Annotated in this window: 16 protein-coding genes and 1 pseudogene; 5 read left to right on the forward strand and 12 right to left on the reverse strand. The window is 62.7% G+C overall.

The genetic code is table 11. The features are described 5' to 3' along the window. Positions 1-143: 143 nt before the first annotated feature. Positions 144-1,556 (forward strand): magnesium transporter, encoded by a 1,413-nt coding sequence (gene mgtE / locus QHC67_RS09565; protein WP_319293700.1) that lies wholly within the window; start codon positions 144-146, stop codon positions 1,554-1,556. 43 nt (positions 1,557-1,599) lie between these two features. Further along, positions 1,600-2,001 (forward strand): DUF1489 domain-containing protein, encoded by a 402-nt coding sequence (locus tag QHC67_RS09570; RefSeq protein WP_319293802.1) that lies wholly within the window; start codon positions 1,600-1,602, stop codon positions 1,999-2,001. Here QHC67_RS09570 and QHC67_RS09575 read toward each other — a convergent pair. The 11 genes and pseudogenes from QHC67_RS09575 to QHC67_RS09625 all read right to left on the reverse strand — a co-directional run. Continuing rightward, positions 1,998-2,669: pseudogene (locus tag QHC67_RS09575) on the reverse strand (UdgX family uracil-DNA binding protein); the annotation flags it as partial. The gene QHC67_RS09570 and the pseudogene QHC67_RS09575 overlap by 4 nt on opposite strands. Positions 2,670-2,829: 160 nt before the next feature. Beyond that, entirely contained in the window at positions 2,830-3,297 is a 468-nt protein-coding gene (locus QHC67_RS09580; protein ID WP_319293805.1) for a hemerythrin domain-containing protein, read from the reverse strand. Positions 3,298-3,364: 67 nt separating this feature from the next. Further along, on the reverse strand, positions 3,365-3,646 hold the full coding sequence (locus QHC67_RS09585) for a hypothetical protein (protein ID WP_319293702.1): 282 nt from the start codon (positions 3,644-3,646) through the stop codon (positions 3,365-3,367). Positions 3,647-3,852: 206 nt separating this feature from the next. Beyond that, positions 3,853-5,256, reverse strand: a complete 1,404-nt coding sequence (locus QHC67_RS09590; protein ID WP_319293704.1) for a methyl-accepting chemotaxis protein — start codon at positions 5,254-5,256, stop codon at positions 3,853-3,855. An 84-nt stretch (positions 5,257-5,340) separates the two neighbouring features. Then, a complete protein-coding gene (locus QHC67_RS09595; RefSeq protein ID WP_319293706.1) occupies positions 5,341-6,864 on the reverse strand; it encodes a fumarate hydratase in 1,524 nt (507 codons plus the stop codon). A 63-nt stretch (positions 6,865-6,927) separates the two neighbouring features. Next, complete coding sequence (locus tag QHC67_RS09600) at positions 6,928-7,290, reverse strand: DsrE family protein (protein ID WP_319293708.1); 363 nt, start codon at positions 7,288-7,290, stop codon at positions 6,928-6,930. After that, positions 7,278-8,042, reverse strand: coding sequence for a HesA/MoeB/ThiF family protein (locus tag QHC67_RS09605; protein ID WP_319293710.1), 765 nt, complete (start codon positions 8,040-8,042; stop codon positions 7,278-7,280). Before QHC67_RS09605 ends, QHC67_RS09600 begins: the two co-directional genes overlap by 13 nt. Before the next feature lie 10 nt (positions 8,043-8,052). Then, entirely contained in the window at positions 8,053-8,511 is a 459-nt protein-coding gene (dut, locus tag QHC67_RS09610; protein WP_319293712.1) for a dUTP diphosphatase, read from the reverse strand. Continuing rightward, on the reverse strand, positions 8,492-9,718 hold the full coding sequence (gene coaBC, locus QHC67_RS09615) for a bifunctional phosphopantothenoylcysteine decarboxylase/phosphopantothenate--cysteine ligase CoaBC (RefSeq protein ID WP_319293714.1): 1,227 nt from the start codon (positions 9,716-9,718) through the stop codon (positions 8,492-8,494). Before coaBC ends, dut begins: the two co-directional genes overlap by 20 nt. Next, positions 9,715-11,256, reverse strand: a complete 1,542-nt coding sequence (gene ubiB / locus QHC67_RS09620; RefSeq protein WP_319293716.1) for a 2-polyprenylphenol 6-hydroxylase — start codon at positions 11,254-11,256, stop codon at positions 9,715-9,717. Before ubiB ends, coaBC begins: the two co-directional genes overlap by 4 nt. An 18-nt stretch (positions 11,257-11,274) precedes the next feature. Beyond that, the gene (locus tag QHC67_RS09625; protein WP_319293718.1) at positions 11,275-12,006 is read right to left on the reverse strand and encodes a class I SAM-dependent methyltransferase; all 732 of its coding nucleotides are present in this window, start codon (positions 12,004-12,006) and stop codon (positions 11,275-11,277) included. Positions 12,007-12,085: 79 nt separating this feature from the next. Between QHC67_RS09625 and mutM the strand changes: the two genes are divergently transcribed. The 3 genes from mutM to dnaA all read left to right on the forward strand — a co-directional run bounded on the left by mutM (position 12,086) and on the right by dnaA (position 15,156). Then, positions 12,086-12,898, forward strand: coding sequence for a bifunctional DNA-formamidopyrimidine glycosylase/DNA-(apurinic or apyrimidinic site) lyase (mutM, locus tag QHC67_RS09630; RefSeq protein ID WP_319293720.1), 813 nt, complete (start codon positions 12,086-12,088; stop codon positions 12,896-12,898). A 117-nt stretch (positions 12,899-13,015) separates the two neighbouring features. Next, entirely contained in the window at positions 13,016-13,279 is a 264-nt protein-coding gene (rpsT, locus tag QHC67_RS09635) for a 30S ribosomal protein S20 (RefSeq protein ID WP_104954731.1), read from the forward strand. 494 nt (positions 13,280-13,773) lie between these two features. Beyond that, positions 13,774-15,156 (forward strand): chromosomal replication initiator protein DnaA, encoded by a 1,383-nt coding sequence (dnaA, locus tag QHC67_RS09640; protein ID WP_319293807.1) that lies wholly within the window; start codon positions 13,774-13,776, stop codon positions 15,154-15,156. 100 nt (positions 15,157-15,256) lie between these two features. Here the strand turns inward: dnaA and QHC67_RS09645 are convergent, their stop codons facing one another. Further along, positions 15,257-15,925, reverse strand: coding sequence for a DUF4136 domain-containing protein (locus QHC67_RS09645; protein WP_319293724.1), 669 nt, complete (start codon positions 15,923-15,925; stop codon positions 15,257-15,259). Positions 15,926-15,952 lie beyond the last annotated feature (27 nt).

Consider the following 15,952-nt stretch of genomic DNA (forward strand, 5'->3'; position numbering starts at 1 on the left):
TGCCGTTTGAATTCCGGTCCATATAGGGACTTGGCAGGCCGATGGAAGTGCGGCTTCTGCAGGCACCACCATCCTTGCAATTATATTGTGCATCAGCGAAAGACTGCGCATGAGCGATGGCAACGACAGCGACGGAGGCGGCGATGAGCGACAATGGCGCAATCGAATCCTTCGATGCGGAGATCGTCGAAGCCACTGAATCGCAGCATGACGAGGATGACCGCCTGAAACCAGGCTTCGTCCGGGCGGTACTCGATGCCGTGGAAGATGGCGATGGCGAGGCGGCGCGGGAACTCGTCTCTCCCCTGCACCCGGCGGACATCGCCGACCTTCTGGAACTGACGCCATCGGAACGCCGTGCCGATGTGGCCGCAGCGCTGGGCGATCTGGTCGGCGCAGAGGTTCTTTCCGAACTCAATGATTATGTCCGCGACGACCTGATCGACGTGCTGCGGCCCGAGCAGGTCGCGGAATTCGCGCGTGAACTCGATACCGACGATGCCGTCGCGATTATCGAGGACATGGAGGAGGCCGACCAGCAGGCGGTCCTGGAGGCGATGAACCCCGAGGATCGCGCCGCCATCGAAAGCGCGCTCTCCTACCCGGAAGAATCCGCCGGACGCCTGATGCAGCGCGATCTGGTCGCGGTGCCCGAGCATATGACGGTCGGTCAGGTCATCGATTATCTGCGCGACCATGGCGACCTGACCAGCGATTTCTGGGAAGTGTTCGTCGTCGATCCGGGGCATAAGCCCATCGGCACCTGCCAGCTAAGCTGGATCCTCACCTGTCCGCGCGATATTCCCATGACCGACCTGATGAAGCGCGAGCAGACGCTTATCCCTGTGGATATGGATCAGGAGGAAGTAGCGTTGCGCTTCCAGAAATATGCGCTGATCTCTGCGGCGGTCGTGGATGAAAGCGGGCGGCTGGTCGGTATGATCACCGTCGACGACATCCTCCACATCGTACAGGAGGAAGCGGGCGAGGACATCCTGCGGCTCTCCGGTGCAGGCGATGGCGACATCAATCAGCCGATATTGATGACCGTGCGCACCCGTCTGTCATGGCTGATCGTCAATCTGGGCACGGCCATTCTCGCTGCCTCGGTCGTCGGTTTCTTTCAGGATACGATCGCCAAATATGTGGTGCTGGCGGTGCTGATGCCGATCGTCTCCGGTATGGGCGGCAATGCGGGAACGCAAACGATGGCGGTGGCTGTACGTGCGCTCGCCACCAATCAGCTCACGAGTTCGAACACCCGGCGGAACATCATCCGCGAATTCCGTATTGCGCTGGCGAATGGCGCGGTGCTTGGCACGCTGATCGGTGTGGCGACCAGCCTGATCTACAGCAATCCGGATCTTGGCATCGTCATCGCCTCGGCCATGCTGATCAACAATATGGTGGCGGGACTCGCCGGCATATTGGTGCCTTTGACGCTGGACCGACTGGACATCGACCCGGCCGTTTCATCGGCCGTGTTCGTCACCACTCTGACGGACATTATGGGGTTCTTCTCCTTCCTGGGGCTGGCGGCCGCCTGGGGGCTCTAAAGCGGCTCTTGCAGTCTCGCTATCCGTGGCCCATCTCGTATCCATGCCGCTCCATATGACGAAGATCGCTTTCATGAGCGAGAGCCCCGAAACTTTGCGAGCATGGCTGGAATCGCATCAGGATAGTGGGGAAGCACGGCTGACGACGCGCTATCTGCCAAAGCGCGTTGCTGAAATGACAGGCGGCTCGCTTTACTGGATTCACAGCCACGTCCTTGTAGGCCGCAGCCCGATCATCGGTTTTCAGCCGACGCCGGAAGGCCGCCACTGGATAAGGCTGGAGCCGCGCCTGATCGCGGTGGAAGGGCGGCCCAAGCGCGCCCATCAGGGCTGGCGCTATCTGGAGGACAAGGACGTACCCCTCGATCTTGGCGAAGGTGCTGAGGGCGCGGACATCCTACCGCCCGCCATGTTGAGCGAACTGGCTCGGCTGGGGCTGGTTTAAGCCGCTTCCAGCCTGGATTGGACGTTGCGAAGGTCCTCCACGAACCGGGCGCGTTCCTCCGCCGCCTTCACCGCGTCCGGGATGCGCAGCAAATAGCTAGGGTGCACAGTGACCCAGCCTTCGCCGCCGCTTTCCAGCGGGATCGGCGCGCCGCGCGTTTTGCCGATCGCCACCGTCTTGCCAAGCATCGCTCGTGCGGCGGTCGCGCCCATCGCCAGCGTGATCTGCGGCTGGACGATATCGGTCTCCTGAGCCAGCCACCAGCGGCAGGCCTGAATTTCGGGCGTTTGCGGCGTCTGGTGCAGGCGTCGCTTGCCGCGCAGCTCATGCTTGAAGTGCTTGACAGCATTGGTGAGATAGACGCGGGCGCGATCGATGCCCGCCTGCTCCAGCGCCGCGTCCAGCACCTTGCCGGCCGGGCCGACGAACGGACGTCCGGCAAGGTCCTCCTGATCGCCCGGTTGTTCGCCGATGATCATCAGCCGTGCGTCCACCGGACCTTCGCCAAAGACAGTCTGCGTTCCCACCAGATGTAAATGGCAGCGAGTACAGCCCATTGCTTCTTGACGTAGCGCGTCCCATGCGCCCTGCGCATTGCGGCCACCAGCGGGAGCGGGATCGGGCGTCTTAGGACTGGCGGGAATCATCGCGGACTCACGCGTCTGCGCCGGGAGGGACGATCTGCCGAACAGATCGCCCCGCTCTTTGCCGATGCTCTACACCATGTCCGATGCCGAAGGCTCGCCATCGCCAATGCACGGGTCGCGTCGCGCCAGCCTTCGAATTGATCCTCGGCGGATAGGCTGACGCTGTACATGGCGCGTGCCTTCAGTCCTCGGCAGCCTGGGCACGTTCCAGTTCGGCGGGCTTCCGCTCGGCGAAGCGCTCCGCCAGTGCTGCTTCCTCGCTGGAGGACAATTCCTCGGCGGCGTCAGGGAACATCTCCTCTTCCTCCTCCTCGATATGATGGAGGTAGCGCTTCTTCATCGTCGCGAAGATTTCTTCCCACTGGCCGGAGCCGACCTCCAGTTCGCTTATCTCTTCGAGATAATCCTCTATTTCCTTGTGTTCGGATACACTGTGCTGCGCATCTTCACGCAAATCCGGGCGGGACAGCATCGTGGCGTAAAGCGTTTCTTCCTCTGCCGCAGCATGCGCCGTCACTTCGATCTTGAACTGGTCGAACAGCTTTGCCCGCCGGTCATTCTGCCCTTTGGCATCTTCCAGCTTGTCGAGCAGCAGGCGATGCTGGTCGTGGTCCTGTTTCAATGCGTCGAAGATATCGGCCTGCGCCATCATGGGTACTCCTGCTGTGTCGCAAGAGAAACCGTCGGCATCGCCAAAAGGTTCAGCCGAAAAGATTCTAGCTGACGAGCGCGATCGCGATCCAGAGAAACGGCGCAGTGAGCGAGGCGCTCCACAGCGGCCAGAGGTCCGCACGATACTGCGCTCGAACGCTCGCGATACGCTGCGGAGTTTGCGGCAAATGCGCCCATCGACTTTCCAGTGTGCGGGCGGCCACGGAAAAACACCCGAGCGAGAGGAAGATGCCCAGATGCATGAGCAGCGATCCATGGAGGCTGGCGACGACGGCAATCTGGAGAACGGCAAAAACGGTTAGCGCCGCCGCAACATGGCTGCTCATCCGCTTCGCGTAATTCGCGGCTTGTTTTTGATCGATTGCATGCGTCGGAAACAAAGATGCCACAGCGTCGCCCCGGCTGAGTGATCTTCTTCCTACGTTTCATGAGAGCAGCCGCGAATCAACAGAAAACATCGGAGGGTTTCTCAGGCCTAAGCGGCGCTAAGCCCGCCCCGAGTACACAGTTCCGCTTGGATCTCAGATGAAGCTTATCTCTGGTCCTCATAGGCGATTTGCAAAATGCCCCAATGGCGGCCGGAGATATGAATCGACGCGATGATCTGCTTCAACAGCATTATGCCTCCGCCGACGATCGGTCGCCGATAGGCCTTGATGCAGAAGGGGGCAGTTATTTGCACCTGTTCGCGCGTGTCGAGATGTTCGAATATCTGGCCTGCGCGAGCATGTTCTGCATTCCACACCGGATCATTTGGCCGCTGCGGCAGGGATCGCTCGGGCATGGCCACGCCGCCCCAGGAATTGCGATCCGTGCAGGTCATGCCGAAGAAGCCGGGGAGCCTGCGCGCGCGCTCTTGGAATGGACGAGCGGCCGCGGTGATCCATTGCTGAACAGGGTGTTTGAAAAGTAGCGGTTCTGCGCTTCCAAGCGGAAGATAGCGTTCGCTGAATACATCTTTTTCGCTGATGCGCCCGTGGGCAATATCGCTTTCGACAGCGGCAGCTATTCCCTCTGCTGCAGCCAGTCCGAAGCGGATGTAGGGCGAGTCTGGAATGTCGACGCCGCTCTCCGCCAGATATTGCAGCAGAGTATTGGTGTCGTCGCTGACACGGCTCAAGCGGCCGGACAGTCGTTGCAGCCCGTCCGCATTGTCAATCGACGTGGCGCCAAGCGCGTCCAGGCCGAGATGAATTTGGCTGACCGAGCCGACCATTGACCCGATGCGATTGGCTACGGACACGCTGTTTTCAGAAAGGCCCCCCATAAGCGCACCGAGCCGGTCTACCAATGCTTCGATGTCGCGTGTGCCTTTGTGCGCCGATTTGGCCTTTTCCACGCCATGGCCAATGCGGCTCAGCATGCCGCCGGCTTCACCAGTCAAGGCGCGAATCGAAACTTCGATGGTGTTGGTTGCGGCAGCAGTTTCCTGGGCGAGTTTCTTCACTTCGCTGGCGACGACGGCAAAACCTCGCCCTGCGTCACCCGCGCGCGCGGCTTCGATTGCCGCGTTGAGAGCCAGCAAATTGGTCTGGCTCGCAATGCCGCTGATGACGCTGGTTACATGCGCGACAGTGGCCAGTGCTTCGTTGAAGCCGCCCAGGCTGTCGTGGATGCGGCTTACCTGTTCGATCATGTCGACCACGTTTGCCGTCGCTTCGCCAAGCTGCTTGTTCGAATCTTCGATCACGCCGCGGGCTGCCCGCGCCTGTTGCTGAGCATCGTTCGCGGCGCTGGACACATTGGCGCTATCCTGCGCCAGTTGCACGGCTTCGGAACTGATCGCTTCGATCGTGCGAGCCTGATCCGTCACTCGATCGGCAAGTTCGGAAATATCCGCCTGAAGATCGAGGGTGCGAATGCCAAGATCACCCGATAGCTTGGCCGCCCGTTTGATCGTCTGACTAATGTCTGTCGCAGGTACAGGGTGTTGCATCGTGACGTGCGTACGTCATTGTTGTTAAGGAAGGATTAGCCCTCCCGCTGCGCGAAGATTAACAGACAGGGAAAATTCGGCGCTTCATGCCTTTTCCAGCAGCTTCTCCCTCGCGATCTTCTCGCGCCATACCAACGGAGCGAGGTGGTGGACGGACTGCCCTTGGCTATCCACGGCAACTGTGACCGGCATGTCCTGCACCTCGAATTCGTAGATCGCCTCCATGCCGAGATCCTGGAAGCCCACGACCTTCGATCCCTTGATCGCCTTCGCCACCAGATAGGCCGCACCACCTACCGCCATCAGATAGGCGCTCTTGTGATCGCGGATCGCCTCGATAGCCATGGGGCCGCGCTCCGCTTTGCCGACCATGGCGAGCAGGCCCTCTTCCAGCATCATGCGCGTGAACTTGTCCATGCGCGTGGCGGTGGTGGGACCGGCCGGGCCCACGACTTCCTCGCCAACCGGGTCTACAGGGCCGACATAATAGATCACGCGGCCCTTGAACTCGACAGGCAGGGGCTCACCCGCGTCGAGCATGTCCTTGATCCGCTTATGCGCAGCGTCGCGGCCAGTCAGCATCTTGCCGTTCAGCAGCAAGCGGTCGCCATGCTTCCAGCTTTGCACGACTTCCGGCGTCAGTGTGTCCAGATCGACGCGGATCGCGGCCTTGTCCGGCGTCCAGTTCACATCGGGCCATTCGCTGAGCTTGGGCTGTTCCAGATAGGCCGGCCCGCTGCCATCCAGCGTAAAGTGGGCATGGCGTGTCGCGGCGCAGTTGGGGATCATGGCAACCGGCTTGCCCGCGGCGTGGCAAGGCGCGTCCATTATCTTGACGTCAAGGATAGTCGATAGGCCGCCAAGCCCCTGCGCGCCGATGCCAAGCGCATTCACCTTGTCGAAGATCTCGATACGCAGCGCCTCGATATCGTTCTGCGGCCCGCGCGCCTTCAACGGACCCATGTCGATCGGGTCCATCAGCGCCTTCTTGGCGAGCAGCACGCAATGTTCGGCCGTGCCGCCGATGCCGATGCCGAGCATGCCCGGTGGGCACCAGCCTGCACCCATTTGCGGGATCATCTCCAGCACCCAGTCGGCAATATTGTCGCTGGGGTTCATCATCTTGAACTTGGACTTGTTCTCGCTGCCGCCGCCCTTGGCCGCCACATCGATCGTGACTTTGGAGCCGGGCACCATCTCCACATGCAGCACGCAAGGGGTGTTGTCCTTGGTGTTGCGGCGGGTGAATGCGGGGTCGGCAAGAACCGAGGCGCGCAGCTTGTTCTCAGGGTGGAGATAGGCGCGGCGGACGCCTTCATCGATGATTTCCTGCATCGACTTGGCCGTGTCGTCCAGACGGCAGTCCATGCCCCACTTCACGAACACATTGACGATGCCGGTATCCTGACAGATGGGGCGATGCCCTTCGGCGCACATGCGGCTGTTCGTCAGGATCTGGGCAATGGCGTCCTTGGCCGCGGGGGACTGCTCCGCCTCATAGGCTTCGCCGAGCGCGCGGATATAATCCATGGGGTGATAGTAGCTGATGAACTGGAGGGCGTCGGCGACGCTTTCGATCAGGTCGGCTTGAGTGATGGTGACGGTCATGGCCCGGAAGTCCCCGCTCTGCTGGATATTTGCGGTTCGCTATAGAGGCTTTGCATCGGGTGTCTAGACGAACAGCAGCCTGTCGTCGGCAGTGACGCTCTGGAGAAAGCTGACGGTTCCGCCGATGTCGATGCGCGGGTCCAGCGTAGCCGCTTCGATGGCGGAAAGCGTGAGGCCGCTCTGGCAAGCAATGAAGGTCACGCCGAGATCGAGTGCCTCGCCCATCAGTGCGGCCAGTAATGGCATTCCGGCGGCTTTGTGGGCCTCATCGCGTGGAGCTGACGCATTGACCAGCAAGGCTGCGGCGTCCATCTGGAAGAATATCCCAGCCTCTCCACCCAGCGCTACATACGCGGACGCCAGTGCGAGGGCACCGCGAAACCGTTCCGCGTCCGGCGTCAGCAGAACGATCTTCAGGCGGGGCAAGACGCCAGCGCACAACTGGGGCAGGCGGGGTCCTTCGGCACCGTCAGGGTGCGGAAGCGGAGCGACAGGAGATCGGCTATGAGCAGCTTGCCCGCGCTATCTTCGCCGAAGGGCACCACTGCGCGGATCGCCTCCAGCGCGGCGAGGCTACCCATAGTTCCGGTTAGCGCGCCGATGACGCCCTGATCGGCGCAATTGGTATCGGCGCGGGCCGGGTCTCCACCGACGAGGCAGCGATAGCAGGGCTTATCGGCTTCCCAACCGCGATAGACGCCCAGCTGCCCCTCGAACTGGCCGACCGCCGCGGAGACGAGGGGAATGCGCAGCCCCTGTGCGGCGTCGGATACCGCGAGGCGAGTGTCGAAGCTGTCGCTGCCGTCGATGATGACGTCGACATTGCGCAACATCAGGGCGGCGTTGTCCGGTGTAAGCCGCTGAAGTATAGGGATGACATGGACGTCTGGCGTCAGGCGGCTGACTGCCGCGAGAGCAGCCTCCGCCTTGGGCGCGCCGATGTCGGCGGTCCCGTACAGCACCTGCCGCTGCAGATTGGAGAGCGCCACGGCATCGTCATCGATGACTCGCAGCGTGCCGACACCCGCCGCAGCTAGGTACTGGATCGCCGGACTGCCGATGCCGCCCGCCCCGACCAGCGCCACATGGGCGGAGAGCAGCCGGGCCTGACCCGCGCCGCCGATTTCCTTCAGGACGATGTGCCGGGCATAGCGGTTGAGTTGCGCGTCGGTCAGCATAGCGCGTGGCTCACTGGCTGAGGCCGCCTGTGGAGCCGAAACCTCCCGAGCCGCGCACCGTATCGCCAAGTTCTTCGACTTCGGCGAAACGGGCCTGCTGCACAGGCGCGGCGACGAGTTGCGCGATGCGGTCGCCCCTGCGGATCGGGAAAGGCGTGTCGCCATGGTTGATCATGATGATCTTCAGTTCGCCCCGATAGTCGCTGTCGATCGTGCCAGGCGTATTGGGCACGGTGACGCCATGTTTCAGTGCGAGGCCGGAACGTGGGCGGACCTGCACCTCATAACCGTGCGGGATGGCCATGGCGAAGCCGGTGGCGACCGCATGGCGCGCGCCGGGGGCAAGGTCGAGTTCCTCTGCGGCCACTACATCCATGCCTGCCGCGCCTGTTGTAGCATAGCTCGGATGAGGCAGGCCCGCGCCATGGGGCAGGCGCTTGAGGGCGATTTCAATCGGCGGCAAGGACATTGACGGCTTTCTCGATCAGACGGTGAGCGACGGCATCCTTGGGCAGGCGATCCCATGTCTCGATGCCCTGGGCGGTTACGACCTGCACGGCATTGGCTTCGCCCCCCATCACGTCGCCCGATACATCGTTGGCGACGATCCAGTCCGCGCCTTTACGCGCCAGCTTCGCCTGCGCATGTTCGGCGATCCTCTCCGTCTCGGCGGCGAAGCCGACAAGCAGGCGAGGGCGCTCCGGATGCTTGCCGAGCGCCGCCAAAATGTCGGGATTTTCGACCAAAGCGAGCGGCGCGGGCGTTGCACCCGACTTCTTGATCTTCTGGACAGCTTCGGCATCGGTCCGCCAGTCGGCAACGGCCGCCACCATGAAGGCAATGTCGGCGGGCAGCGCCGCTTCCACCGCGGCGGACATCTCGCGCGCGGTTTCCACATCGATTCGAGTGACGCCTCGCGGGGTGGGCAGTGCGACAGGCCCGCTCACCAGCGTCACCCGCGCACCCGCATCGGCGGCGGCGCGGGCGATGGCGAAGCCCTGCTTGCCCGAGGAGCGATTGGCTATGTAGCGCACAGGATCGATCGGTTCATGCGTCGGTCCCGCAGTGACGAGGACGTGCCTGCCTGCCAGCGATCCGCCTGGGGGGAAAGAGAGCCCTTCGACAGGCTCAGGGCGAACGGCGAGCAAGTGCCGGATCTCGGCCGCCACCACTTCAGGCTCCGGTAAACGGCCCTTGCCCCATTCGCCACAGGCCATGCCGCCGCTGTCGGGTTCCATGACATGGATGCCGTCCGCCCGAAGTTGCGTGAGGTTCCGCTGAGTCGCGACATGATGCCACATGCGCACGTTCATCGCGGGCACCGCCAGCACCGGCTTGTCGGTCGCGAGCAGGATCGTGGTGGCAAGGTCGTCGGCGATCCCCGCCGCCATCTTGGCCATGATGTTGGTCGTGGCGGGGCAGACTACGATCAGGTCCGCTTCGCGGCTTAACTGGATATGGCCGATCTCGCTCTCTTCCTTGAGGTCGAACATGTTACCGTAGACATGATCTTCGGTAAGCACTCCGAGCGAGAGCGGTGTGACGAATTCCTTCGCGCTCTCCGTCATCACGGCCCGCACCGCGATGGTCTCCCTCCGGAGCAGCCGCACCAGCTCCAGCGCCTTGTACGCCGCGATGCCGCCACTGACGATCAGGAGGATGCGCTTGCCGCTCATGCGACCGTCATTAGCAGCACGGCGCCCGCTGCTCCAGCCACGGTCGCCAGCAGCGCCACGGTCGCATATTTCCAGCCAGCGCCGACGCCGATCAGCCTCACGGTCGGCAAGGGCGGCGGCGGCGGGGCTGCGCCGCGGGCGGGATAGCGCTCCTCGATACGGCGAACGAGATCGGGCAGGCGCTGCAAGGTCCGCCAGTTCTCGATGAGTGCATCGGCTGCCTTGGCTTCCGGGCCAAGCTCCGAGCGCAGCCATTCCTTCACATAGGGGCCGCTCGTTTCCCACATGTTGATGTCGGGATCGAGTGCGGTGGCCACGCCTTCCACCATCACCATCGTCTTTTGCAGAAGCAGCAGATGCGGCTGCGTCTGCATGTCGAAATCGCGGGTGATGGCGAACAGCCCATCCAGCATGCCGCCGACCGAAAGCTCGCGCGCTGGCTTGCCGCGCATAGGTTCGCCCACGGCGCGCAACGCGGTTGCGAACTCGGCGACGTCATGATGCGCGGGCACATATTGCGCCTCGAAATGGATTTCCGCGACCCGGCGGTAATTGCCGGTGATCAGCCCGTAGAGGATCTCCGCAAGCCACGTCCGCGCCCGCCGGTCGATGCGCCCCATGATGCCGAAGTCGATGGCGACGATATCGCCATTGGCCTTCACGAACAGATTGCCCTGGTGCATGTCGGCGTGGAAAAAGCCCTCGGCAATTGCCTGCCGCAGGAAGGCGTTGACCAGCCGGGCGGCAATTGCCTTCGTGTCATGCCCGGCAGCGACGATGGCGGCCCGGTCGGCAATCTTGATGCCGTCGATCCATTCCATCGTCAGCACGCGGCCCGATGTTCGGTCCCAGTCGATCTGGGGAATGGTGTAGCCCGGCTCCGCCTGCATCGCTTCGGCGAGTTCGGAGGAGGAAGCGGCTTCGCGGCGCAAGTCGAGTTCGCGTGCGGTCCAGCGCTTGAAGTTGGCGATGATCAGGCGGGGGCGCAGGCGCGCGACTTCGCCGCCCAGTTGCTCCAGATGCGCAGCCGCCCATTCGTAGGTCTGGATGTCGCGGCTGAACTGATCGATGACGCCGGGGCGCAGCACCTTCACGGCGACATCGCGGCCTTCGATGGTGGTGGCGCGATGCACCTGCGCGATGGAGGCCGCACCGACCGGCACTTCATCGAACTGGCTGTAAAGCGCATCCAGCGGCCGTCCGAAGCTCTGCTCGATCTGGAGCCGGATCTGCGCGAAGGGAACGGGGGGGAGAGCGTCCTGCAACCGCAGCAAGTCGCTGGCGGCCGCCTCACCGACGAGGTCGGGGCGTGTGGCCAATGTCTGACCAAGCTTTATCGCCGCGGGGCCGATCGCCTGAAACGCATCGGCATAGCGGGGTTGCCTGGGCACGCGCGCGCCCAGCCGGGCGAGCCGCGCCAACCGCCGCACCGCGATCGGCGTCAGCGGATCGCGCTCGATGCCGCGCAATGCGCCATAGCGCGCCAGCGTCCGCCCCCATTTCAGGAGCCGCCAGAGATGCGTCGCGTGGGAAGTCACAGGCAAATCACTGCGGAACTATGCCTTCCAGCCACTATGGATCGCGACCAGCCCGCCCAGGATCGGCTCGACCTTCGTCTGGGTGAAGCCCGCCGCGCGGATCAGCCCTTCGAACTTGGCCATGTCGGGAAAGCGCCGGATCGACTCGATCAGGTACCGATAGCTCTCCTCGTCATTGGCGAGCAGCTTCCCGAGTTTCGGCACGATATGATGCGAGTAGGCGTCATAGACATCCGCGAAGCCCGGCCACAGCGTCGTCGAAAACTCCAGGCAGAAGAAGCGCCCCCCGAACTTCAGCACGCGATGCGCTTCAGCCAGTGCCTTGTCGATATGGGTGACGTTCCGGATCCCAAAGGCGATGGTGTAGGCGTCGAACTGTCGGTCCGGGAAATCCAGCACCTCCGCATTCTGTTCGGACCAGGCGAGGCCGGTGAGCCCCTTCTTCGCTGCCCGCTCCATGCCGACAGCCAGCATCTCCGGGTTGATATCCGCCACGGTGACGCGCGCGCCGCGATCGTGCAGGCGAAAGGCGATGTCGCCGGTGCCGCCCGCCATGTCGAGGATCGCTTCGTCGGGCTGCGGCTTTACGCGCTTGACGAACTGGTCCTTCCACAGGCGATGCGCGCCTGCGGACATGGCATCGTTCATCAGGTCGTATTTGCCTGCGACGTTGGAAAAGACGCCCTTGACCATGCCGGTCTTCTGCGTGGCATCGACGTCGCGATAGCCAAAGGAAACTGTGTCGTTCATGGCGCTGCTCTAGCTAGAGTTTGGCATCGGTTCCAGCAGAAGGTGGAAACCGCGCCTTGGCGCTCTACATTGGAGGCCCATGCCCGAATTACCAGAAGTCGAAACGACCGTCGCGGGTCTTGCCCAGGTGCTGGACGGCGAGCGGCTGACATTGGTGGAGCCACGCCGCGCCGATCTGCGCTGGCCGATCCCTGTGGACCTGCGGCAGCGGCTGACCGGCGCGACCGTGACGGCACTGTGGCGGCGCGCGAAATATGGGCTGATCGGTACGGATCGCGGCGACACGCTGATCTTCCACCTCGGCATGTCGGGGCGATGGCGCGTCGACCCCGAGAGTATCGGCACGCATGATCACCTGCTGCTGGAGACGGCGAGCGGGCGGCGGCTGGCGCTGAACGATCCGCGCCGCTTCGGATCGCTCGATCTGGTGCGAACGGAGGCGTGGGAAGCGCATGAGCCTTTCACCCGCATGGGACCGGAGCCGCTGGGTCCCGATTTCACTGCGGCTTATCTGCGGCAGGCCCTGGCGGGGCGAACCAGCCCTATCAAAGCCGCGCTGCTCGACCAGCGAATCGTGGCGGGTCTTGGCAACATCTATGTGTGCGAAGCGCTCAACATCGCGAAGATCGCGCCCGGTACATTGAGCGGCCGGATCAGCGCTCTCCGGCTGGGGCGTCTGGTCGAGGCGATTCGTGCCGTGCTCACGTCCGCGATTGCGGCGGGCGGCTCCACATTGCGCGATTATGCCCGGCCGGACGGCGAACTTGGCTATTTTTCGAAGCAGTGGCGCGTCTATGGCCGAGAAGGGCAGCCATGCGGCTGTGGCGGCGTGGTCACACGGCGTGTGGATGGCGGGCGTTCCACCTTTTATTGCCCCGCTTGTCAGCGATAATGCCGCTGTCGATGGTTGACGCATAGGGCGTTCCACGGTAAGGCGCGCTCCTTCACGGGCCGGCGGGCCGATTCCGCATGGCCCTTTCTTTTTTGAATATTCGGTTCGAGGACAGGCATGGCAAATACGCCACAGGCAAAGAAGCGCATTCGCCGCAACGCGGCTCGGGCATTGGTCAACGGTAATCGCGTCGGCCGCATCCGCACGCTGGTGAAGAAAGTGGAAGCCGCGCTGGCCGCTGGCGACAAGGATGCCGCCGCGACTGCGCTGCAGACCGTCCAGCCGGAACTGGCCCGTGGCGTTGCCCGCGGCGTGCTGCACAAGAACACGGCTTCGCGCAAGTTCAGCCGCCTGACGAAGCGCGTTTCAGCGCTCGGCTGACATTCTGCTTCACGGCAATCAAAAGCCCGCCTGGCGCAACCAGGCGGGCTTTTTGTTTTGGGCCGGGCAACGGAATGGACCGGATGCGCAACAAGAGACTTTATGTCACCAGACTGTCATTTGGCTGTAACCGAGGACTAAGCACGATTCGTGCTGCAAGCGTCACCACCTCCCCTACAAAAATCTAGATATTTCAACACGTTATTTTTTATATGAGGGATTGCCGCGGCTTTCCTGAGTCAACGCCTTTATTTCAGTTTTTTGAACCGGGCTGCTCTTGATCGACTCATCCTGGGCTGTCTAAGTCTGACTTCTGAGTTCCGGACCGAATCGGTTCCGTAATTATTGCAGCGTGACAAAATGAGTAACGGATCGGTCGGGGGCGACTTTCCGGACGGATATTTGCGCGCTGTTCTGCATGGTTTTGGCTTTGAAGGGGTGGGATGACGACACAGGCGGAATGGATGTCGGACCTCGATAACGGTCACGGACAAATGGGCGGCCCGGCTCAGGATAGCGGCTCGACGGACTCTGCGCATCTGGAGCCCTATTGGGCGGAGCTGCGCGCGGGTCTGCGCAGCGACATCGGCGCCCGGATGTTCGACCAGTGGCTAAAGCCCGCCCGCCTTGGCGCCTATTGTCCAATGACCGAGACACTCGACATTCTGGTCGCGTCGGAATTTTCCGCCAACTTCGTGTCCGCGCAATTCGGCGATCGGCTTCGTCTTGCGTGGCGCAGCGCGCATGCGGGTGTCCGCGATATCCGCATCGTCCGTGCGCCCGAAGCCTCCGCCTTGCGGGTTCTTGCTGTTCCGGCACCTGCCCCGGAAGCTGTTGCTGCGCCCGCCAGAGCAGCATCCTGTTTTCAGCCGCGTCACGATTTCGAAAGCTTCGTGACGGGTGAGAGCAATCAGCTCGCGTGCTCCGCCGCGCAGGCCATGGCCGCAGAGGAACAGCCGCGCTTTACGCCACTGTTCATCCATGGTGGCACTGGCCAGGGCAAGACGCACCTTCTGCATGCCATCGCCGGAGCCTATCTGGCGCATACGCCGGGCAGCACCGTCGTCTACATGTCAGCCGAGCGGTTCATGATGGAATTCGTGAATGCCATGCGCGCCAACGAAACCATGGCGTTCAAGGCGCGGCTGCGCGCGGCGCGACTGCTGCTCATCGACGATATCCAGTTTATCGCGGGTAAGGGCGCTACGCAGGAGGAGTTCCTCCACACGATCAACGAACTGGTCGAAAATGGCGCGCGCATCGTGATCAGCGCCGACCGGGCGCCGCAGCAGCTCGATGGAATCGACCCGCGCATCCTCTCACGGCTGGCCGGGGGACTGGTTGCCGACATACAGCCTGCGAACATCGACTTGCGGCTGGCGATTCTGGAGGCAAAGCGGCTGGTGGCGGGTGATCCGCCGGTGCCCGATGCGATCATCGACTTCCTCGCCCGCTCCGTCCGCAGCAACATTCGCGAGTTGGAAGGCGCGTTCAACAAGTTGCTGGCCTATGGACAGTTGACCGGCCGCACCATCGACATGGAATTTGCGCAGGCGATGCTCGCTGACACGGTCCGCGCTAACGCTCGCCGGATCACTGTAGATGAAATACAGAAGGCCTGCGCTGCTCACTATCGCATCGACCCTGCGGAAATGCGCTCCAAGCGCCGTGCTCGGGCCATTGCGCGTCCCCGGCAGGTTGCTATGTATCTTGCCAAGAAGATGACGCCGCGCTCCTTGCCGGAAATCGGCCGGATCTTCGGCGGGCGCGATCATTCCACGGTGATCCACGCCGTCCGGACGATCGAAGCGTTGCGCGAGTCCAATCCGGACATAGACGCCGACGTCCGTGCCTTGCTGCGGCAGCTTGAGAGCTGAAAGCAGCCCGCTGAGCGAACAAAGAAAGCCCGACGATCCTTGCAGACCGCCGGGCCAATTTCAGGTGCGCTTGGGAGCCAACACCTAGCACTATAACGTATTACTTCGGTTCTGGTGCCACGGTGATCTTAACATTTTCACCGTTGCGGCCCGGGAAATCCGTGAACATCGCTTCAACGAGGTTCGGCACGAGATACGTCAACTTGTTGCTGAGCGACTGTGCCGACGCGGTGCCCTCGAACAGACGCTTGCCCGATCCAGCCTGATCGATCTTCAGCTCCAGTTGGCTGGTGTAGACCGTGTAGCTGCTGATGTCGTTATAGCCGGGTCCAAACAGGAACGGGTCGTAGAAGCCATAGCCAAATCGACGCGGGCCATAGAAGCCGGCATAGCCGCCACGGCCCCAGCCGCCCCAACCGGGACCCCAGCCACCGCCCCAACCGCCGCCAAAGCCAGTGCTCCGCACTTTCTCGCGGCCGGTATCTACGTCATATCGCATCCGCACGATCAGGTTGGCGTTGGCAGGATCCGATGCGGGGACAAAGCCCAGCTGCGCCATGCGGCTGGAAACCAGACTTGCATATTGCGCGAACTCCAGACCTCCGGCTAACCGAGCGTCATCGGCAACTACCGCGAAGCTTTGCCCCTGCGGCGCGGGCAACTGCTGAAAGCGTGCGACATTGGCGTTGAAATTGGTGGCACATCCCGATAGCGCGACAAGCGCCAGTGCAGGCGCTGCAAGAAGGCCGACTCTGCGTAATTTGGACATTAGGTGCATCCTGCTTCCGGCCGCTTT

Source organism: Sphingobium sp. (genome assembly GCF_033795625.1).
Lineage (GTDB): Bacteria > Pseudomonadota > Alphaproteobacteria > Sphingomonadales > Sphingomonadaceae > Sphingobium.